The 6,812-nt window shown below is 71.8% G+C and carries 4 protein-coding genes; 1 reads left to right on the top strand and 3 read right to left on the bottom strand.

All coding sequences use genetic code 11. The annotated features are described in order from the left end of the window. Positions 1-62 precede the first annotated feature (62 nt). The 3 genes from AC3ERT_RS36310 to AC3ERT_RS36300 form a co-directional block, all read right to left on the bottom strand. Positions 63-908: a LysM peptidoglycan-binding domain-containing protein gene (locus tag AC3ERT_RS36310; RefSeq protein ID WP_335975138.1), complete on the bottom strand. Its 846-nt coding sequence runs from the start codon at positions 906-908 to the stop codon at positions 63-65. A gap of 548 nt (positions 909-1,456) precedes the next feature. Beyond that, the gene (locus tag AC3ERT_RS36305; RefSeq protein ID WP_435133996.1) at positions 1,457-2,479 is read right to left on the bottom strand and encodes an LLM class flavin-dependent oxidoreductase; all 1,023 of its coding nucleotides are present in this window, start codon (positions 2,477-2,479) and stop codon (positions 1,457-1,459) included. 117 nt (positions 2,480-2,596) lie between these two features. Further along, positions 2,597-3,310, bottom strand: a complete 714-nt coding sequence (locus AC3ERT_RS36300) for a hypothetical protein (protein WP_435179412.1) — start codon at positions 3,308-3,310, stop codon at positions 2,597-2,599. A 415-nt stretch (positions 3,311-3,725) separates the two neighbouring features. Between AC3ERT_RS36300 and AC3ERT_RS36295 the strand changes: the two genes are divergently transcribed. Beyond that, on the top strand, positions 3,726-6,812 hold a 3,087-nt coding region (locus AC3ERT_RS36295; protein WP_435179409.1), incomplete at its 3' end, for a S53 family peptidase.

The raw sequence follows: 6,812 nt of genomic DNA, 5'->3' as shown, positions 1-6,812 counted from the left end.
CCCTGGTAAGGGACGGCGACCCGGGGCGGGAGGAGCGGTCGGAGACGGCTCCGGTCAGCGGCTTAGTAGGGGCCGTTGACGTTGTCGATCGAGCCGTACACGTGGTACGCGTAGTTGCACGCGGCGACGATGTTGGCGACCGGGTCGTAGATGTTCGTCGAGGTGCCGGCCACGTGGTAGGCGTCGAACGTCGGCTGGATGGTCTGGAGCAGCCCCTTCGACGGGGTGCCCGCGGCGGCGTTGGAGTCCCAGTTGTTGATGGCGTTCGGGTTGCCGGACGACTCCCGCATGATGTTGCGGTAGATGCCGTTGTAGGTGCCCGGGATGCCGTTCTGCTTCATGATCGCCAGCGCCTCGTTGATCCACCCGTTCAGGTTGTCCGGGTAGGTCGTGGTGGCGGTGGTGGTGGTCGAGGCGGCGTCGGACGCCGTGGTGCCGGTCGAGGACGCGGTGGAACTGCTGCTCGACGTGCTGGACGCGGTGCTGCTGCTCGTGGAGCTGGAGGACGCGGTCGAGCCGGACGAGGTCGTCGCCGTGTAGCCGGTGCCGGTCGGGACCTTCAGCACCTGGCCGGGCTGGATGACGTACGGGCTGCTGATCTTGTTGAGGTGCGCGAGGGTGGGCCAGCCGCCCGGGGTGTGGTGCGCACGGGCGATCGCGGCCAGCCAGTCACCGCGCTTCACGGTGTAGTCGACGACCTTGTGTACGGCGCGCCCGGAGTGGGTGGCGTCCGCGGTCTGCGGCGCGCTCTTCGCGGCGGACGGCTCCGCGGCCTGGGCGGTGCCGGTGAGCGCGGCGCAGGCGATGGCGGCGAAGGTGCCGGCGACGACGGCGCCGCGGGTGGAGACCAGGCGCTTCCTCAGCGAGTCGGTCGGCTTCGTCGAGCGGTTCTGGGCGTGCTTGGGCATGGCTGCGGACCTCTTCCACGATTGCTTGTCGGCGGTGGTCGGCCCCCCTCTGCATTCCGACCGGCAATTCATTCGATTGATGCGCTGTGGCGAGCACATTGTTAGCAGCCGATAAAAGGGTCCACAATTGCCCTCAGTGCTATGCCGCTTAGTAGACGGCATTGATTTCCGCGTGAGCCGCGAGTCGTCCGCCCGGCTTTTTCCCGGGAAGCGCCCGCCGGCGAATGCACTAAGCTTCTTCGTAGGTGATGTGCGTCCTATGCTGTGCATCACGTGAGAGCGGCCGAGGCGCGAACGGGACGTGAGGACGCGGGCGCGGAAAGTGCGGGCGCGTTCCATTCTTAATAATGTCTTAGACGTGCAAAAGGTCTTAAATTGCCTTATGGCGTCGAAACGGACATAAGGGCGTGCGCCCGGCCGGAGCTATGGGCGATTTGGCGGGTTATGCCACTCCTGTGAATACGCTGAGCGGCGGCATGCGGAAGGGCGGGCCGCAACGGCCCGCCCTTCTGTCCTCGGATGCCCCGCCGGGTGGCTGCCCGGCCGGCTCAGCGCCAGCCCAGCTCCGGCGCCACGTGGGTCAGGATGCTCTCCAGCACGTGCGCGTTGTACTCGACGCCGAGCTGGTTGGGGACGGTGAGCAGCAGCGTGTCCGCCGCCTGGATCGCCTCGTCCTCGGCGAGCAGCTTCACCAGCGCCTCGGGCTCCGCGGCGTACGACCGCCCGAAGATCGCCCGGGTGTTCTCGTCGATCATGCCGACCTGGTCGCGGGATTCGCGGTCCTGCCCGAAGTACGCGCGGTCCCGGTCGTCGGTGAGCGCGAAGATGCTGCGGCTGACCGACACCCGCGGCTCGCGGCTGTGCCCGGCCGCTTGGTACGCCGCCCGGTACGCCTCGATCTGCTTGCGCTGCTGGACGTGCAGTGGCTCGCCCGTCTCGTCGTCCTTCAGCGTGGAGCTCTGGAGGTTCATCCCCAGCCGGCCCGCCCACTCCGCGGTCGCGTTCGACCCCGAGCCCCACCAGACGCGGTCCCGCAGGCCCTCGGAGTGCGGCTCGACGCGCAGCAGCCCCGGCGGGTTGGGGAACATCGGCCGCGGGTTCGGCTGGGCGAAGCCGCCGCCCTCGATGACCTTCAGGAAGGTCTCCGTGTGGCGGCGGGCCATGTCCGCCTCCGTCTCGCCCTCCGCGGGCGCGAAGCCGAAGTACCGCCACCCGTCGATGACCTGCTCCGGTGACCCGCGGCTGATGCCGAGCTGCAACCGGCCGCCCGAGATCAGGTCCGCCGCGCCCGCGGTCTCCGCCATGTACAGCGGGTTCTCGTACCGCATGTCGATCACGCCGGTGCCGATCTCGATGGTCGAGGTGCGCGCGCCGATCGCGGACAGCAGCGGGAAGGGGCTGCCCGCCTGCCGCGCGAAGTGGTGCACCCGGAAGTAGGCGCCGTCCACGCCCAGTTCCTCGGCCGCGACCGCCAGGTCGATGGACTGGTGCAGGAAGTCGGCGGCCGACCGGGTCCCGGAGTGCGGGTTCGGCGACCAGTGCCCGAACGAGAGGAATCCAATCTTCTTCACGTGCCCTTGAACCACCGGCGGCCCCCGTTTGATTCCCGCCCCGCAATGGCCGCCGCGATTCCCCCCTTCCGGCGGAATGCGGAATACCCCAACTCCGTTGCGGGGCGGCGGCGGAGTTTATTCGTGGGCGCTGAGCACGCCGCCGTCGCTGAGCACGATGTAGACGCCGTTGGCGTCGAGGCCGACGTCCTGCTGGTCGGCGTCGATCGTCGCGTCGACCGCGCCGTCGTTGCCGATGACCTGCGCGCGGAAGTGCAGCTCGCCGACCTTGGTCACCTTGACCGTCCAGTCGCCGGCCACCTTGAACGTGCCCGGGCCCTGGTTGTCGCCGCCCATCCAGGCGTGCAGCTGCCCGTCCAGGCTCAGCACGATGAACTCGTCGTTCGCGTCGATGCCCGCGTCGTGGCCGTGCGTCTCCAGTGTCACGAACGGCTCGCCGTTCGCGGTGACGTCGGCGCGGTAGTGCTCGTCGCCGAGCTGGTAGATCGCGGCCTTGCTCCCGTCCGGCAGGGTCTGGGTGCGGATCGGGCGCTGCGAGGTGCCCGTGCCGCCGGTGCTGCCGCCGGTGCTGCTGCTGCCGGAGGTGCTGCCCGTGGAGCCGCCGGCCTTGCCGACCGGCTGGGCGGGGGCGTCGGTCGTGGCGGAGGCCGCCGGCTGCTGCGTCGCCCCCGTCGTCGAGGAGGACGCGGTGCTGCCGGCCGGCGCCGACGGCTTGCCCGTGCCCGCCGCGTCCGACGCCGCGTCGGACGGCCCGCACGCCGAGGCGAGGAACACGGCGGCGGTACCCAGGACGGTGGCGGCGACAACGTGGCGGCGGTTCAGGCGGTTCATGCGGTTCCCCAAAGGTCGAACGGTCCAGTGGATCAACTGACACCCGCCAAGACCGCCCACCGCCCCTCCCGGGTTTCCGCTGTCCGCCCCCTGTGACACGACGGTGACGGCACCCCCACACGGCAACGAACCGGTTCCGCCGCCTCGAGGGCGCCGGGCGAACGGCGCCCCACCCGGCGGAAGTTGCAAAACCGGGCCCCGCGGGCGACAGATGGCCAAGAGCGGGTAAAACTCGCACGTCTGAACGACGAACAGGCCGCGGACAGCTGATACAAAGCTACGTCGGCTCTCGCCGTGGGCGAGCCGCCATGCAAGGGGGGCTTTGCGTGGAGTTCCGTTCGGGGGGCACTTCCGTGTGCGTGGTGGTCAGTGCGCCTGTGTGGCCGGCCGAGGCGCAGAAGAAGGAGAAGCGTTGATGGGGATAGCCAGGCGCGTAAGTCGGCGCCGGGGGGTGCTCGGCCCGGTCGTGGCCGCGGCGGCACTCGCGGTGGTCGGGGCGTCCGCGCCCGCGGCCGTCGCGGACAGCGGGGGAGGCGGCGGCGCGGCGCCGCAGCGGGTCGGCACGGCGCCGCACCTGCCGAAGGGCGCCGTGCGGACGGCGGCGCCCAGCGGCGCCACCGCGATCGAGCTGGGCGTCGAGCTCGCCCCGCGGGACCCGGCCGCGCTGCGTACGTTCATCGCGGACGTGTCCACACCGGGCTCGCCGCTGTACCACCACTACCTGGCCACCGGCGAGTTCGGCCCCAGGTTCGGCCCGAGCGCCGCGACCGTGCGGCAGGTCCGTGCGGCCCTGGCCGCCCAGGGCCTGACCGCGGGCAAGCTGTCGGCCGACGGCATGACGCTGCCGGTGCACACCACCCTCGCGACCGCGGCCAAGGCGCTGCACACCGGCTTCACCGGTTTCCGTACCGCCGACGGCCGCAGGGGCGTCGTCAACACCGCCGCCCCGCAGCTGCCCGCCCAGGCGGCGCCCGCGGTGGCCGGGGTCACCGGCCTGGACACGCTCGCGCACCTCACCCCGCACCTGTCGCCGCAGGTGCGGAAGGCCGCCGCGTCCACCGCCACCGCCAGTGCCGGCACCGGCGCCCGCACGGTCGCCCCGGCCGTGACCGGCCGCACGCCGGCCCTGTGCTCCTCGGCGAAGTCGGCCCTCACCGCGGCCGGCGCCGTCGACACCCAGGCGTACTGGAGCCCCCGTTCGCTGGCCACCGCCTACGGCATGGCCGACCAGCCGGACGTCGGCACGGGCGTGTCCGTCGGCATCTTCGAGCTGGAGAACTACGGCACCAAGGACATCGCGGCCTACCAGTCCTGCTACGGCACGAAGGTCTCCGTCAGCGCCGTGAAGGTGGACGGCGGCCCGACGGCGCCGGCCGACACCGTCGACGCGTACGGCTCGCAGGTCGGCGTGGAGTCGGCCCTGGACATCGAGGACCTGATCGGCCTCGTCCCGCAGGCGTCCCTGGTCGTCTACCAGGGCCCCGACGCGGCGGCCGCGAGCGACCAGGACGTGCTGGACGTGTACCAGAAGATGGTCACGGACAACAAGGTCAAGGTCATATCGACCAGTTGGGGTGCCTGCACCGCCGACCAGTCCAGCGCGTTCCTCCAGGGCGAGAACCAGATCTTCGCCGAGGCCGCCGCCCAGGGCCAGACCGTGACGGCCGCCTCCGGCGACGACGGTTCCGGCGACTGCTGGTACGACGGGAACGGCGACGGCACCAACGACGACCCGAACGGCGGCCGCGTCGCCGTGGACGACCCCGCCGGACAGCCCTACGTGCTGGGCGTCGGCGGCACCACCATGACCGGCTCCAAGGCCACCCAGAGCGCCTGGAACAGCGAGGGCGGCGCCACCGGCGGCGGCGTCTCGTCGTACTTCTCCATGGACGCCGCCAGCGGCTACCAGGCCGACCGGCGGGGGACCGGGTACTTCGACGCCTGCTCCGCCGGCGTGGACAAGGACTGCCGGCAGGTTCCGGACGTGGCCGCGCTGGCCGACCCGGACCAGGGCTACCTCGTCGACTGGGGCGAGGCGTCCAAGGACCCGGCGGACGCGGGCTGGTACATCATCGGCGGCACCAGCGGCGCCTCCCCGACCTGGGCGGCCCTGGCCGCGCAGGCCGACCTCGACCTCGGCTGCGCCGCCGACGGGCCGATCGGCTTCGCCAACCCCGCGCTCTACCGGCTCCCGTCGAGCGCCTTCCACGACATCACCGACGGCACCAACATCGTCCCCGGCCAGAACCTCCAGCCCGCCGGCCTCTACACCGCAGGCCCCGGATACGACCTGACCACCGGCCTGGGCACGCCGCAGAACGCGCGCACCACGATCGCCGCGCTGTGCCAGGCCGTCTCCCCGACCGTCGGGAGCACCTTCACCCCGGTCAACCCCGCGCGGGTGCTGGACACCCGCGCCAAGATCGGCGTGACCACCACGACCCCGGTCGCGGCTGGCGCCAAGGTCGTCCTCCAGGTCGCGGGCAGCGCGGGCGGCGCGGTGCCGTCCTCCGGCGTCGCCTCCGTCGTGCTCAACGTCACCGCCACCGCCGAGACCACCGGCGGCCACTTGATCGCGTACCCCGACGGCGGCACCCAGCCCACCTCGTCCAACCTCAACTGGACGCCCGGGCGCAACATCCCGAACCTGGTGATCGTGCCGGTCGGCGACGACGGCAAGGTCGACCTGGTCAACGCCTCGTCCGGCACCGTGCACTTCGTCGCCGACGTCTTCGGGTACTTCTCCACCGCGTCGTCCGGCGCCACGTACTACCCCGCGGGCCCGACCCGGGTGCTGGACACCCGCGCCGCGGTCGGGGTCGGTACGACGACGCCGGTGAAGGCGAACGGCACGGTGGCCCTCAAGGTCGCCGGCGCGGGCGGGGTGCCCGCCACGGGTGCCACCGCCGTCGTCCTCAATGTGACGGCCACCGCCGAGGCGTCCTCCGGCCACCTCATCGCCTACCCGGGCGGCACCACCCGGCCCGACTCCTCCAACCTCAACTGGATCGCGGGCAAGTCCGTACCGAACCTGGTGGTCGTGCCGATCGGCGCGGACGGCACGGTGGACCTGTACAACGCCAGCTCCGGTACGACCCACTTCGTGGCCGACGTCTTCGGCTACTACCGGGCCGATACCGGCGGCGCCCTCTTCCACCCGGCCGGGCCGGTCCGGCTGCTCGACACCCGCAACGGCACCGGGGCGCCCAGCGCCGGGCAGCTCGCCTCCACCGGGTCGCTGTCGCTCAGCCTCGCCGACGGCGGCGCTCTGGCCGGCGCCAAGGCGGTCGTCCTCAACGTGACCGTCGTGAACGGGACCAAGGGCGGCGTCCTCACGGTGTGGCCCGACGGGCAGACCCGGCCCACCTCGTCCAACCTCAACTGGTCGGCCGGGCAGACCATCGCCAACCTCGTGACGGTCCCGGTGGTCGACGGCAAGGTCGACTTCCACGCCAGCGCCGGCTCGGTCGACGTGGTCGCCGACCTCTTCGGCTACTACGCC

It is taken from the genome of Actinacidiphila sp. bgisy145, assembly GCF_057708125.1.
Note: the sequence above shows the minus strand (reverse complement) of the source record. Positions and strands in the feature narration are given on the sequence as shown.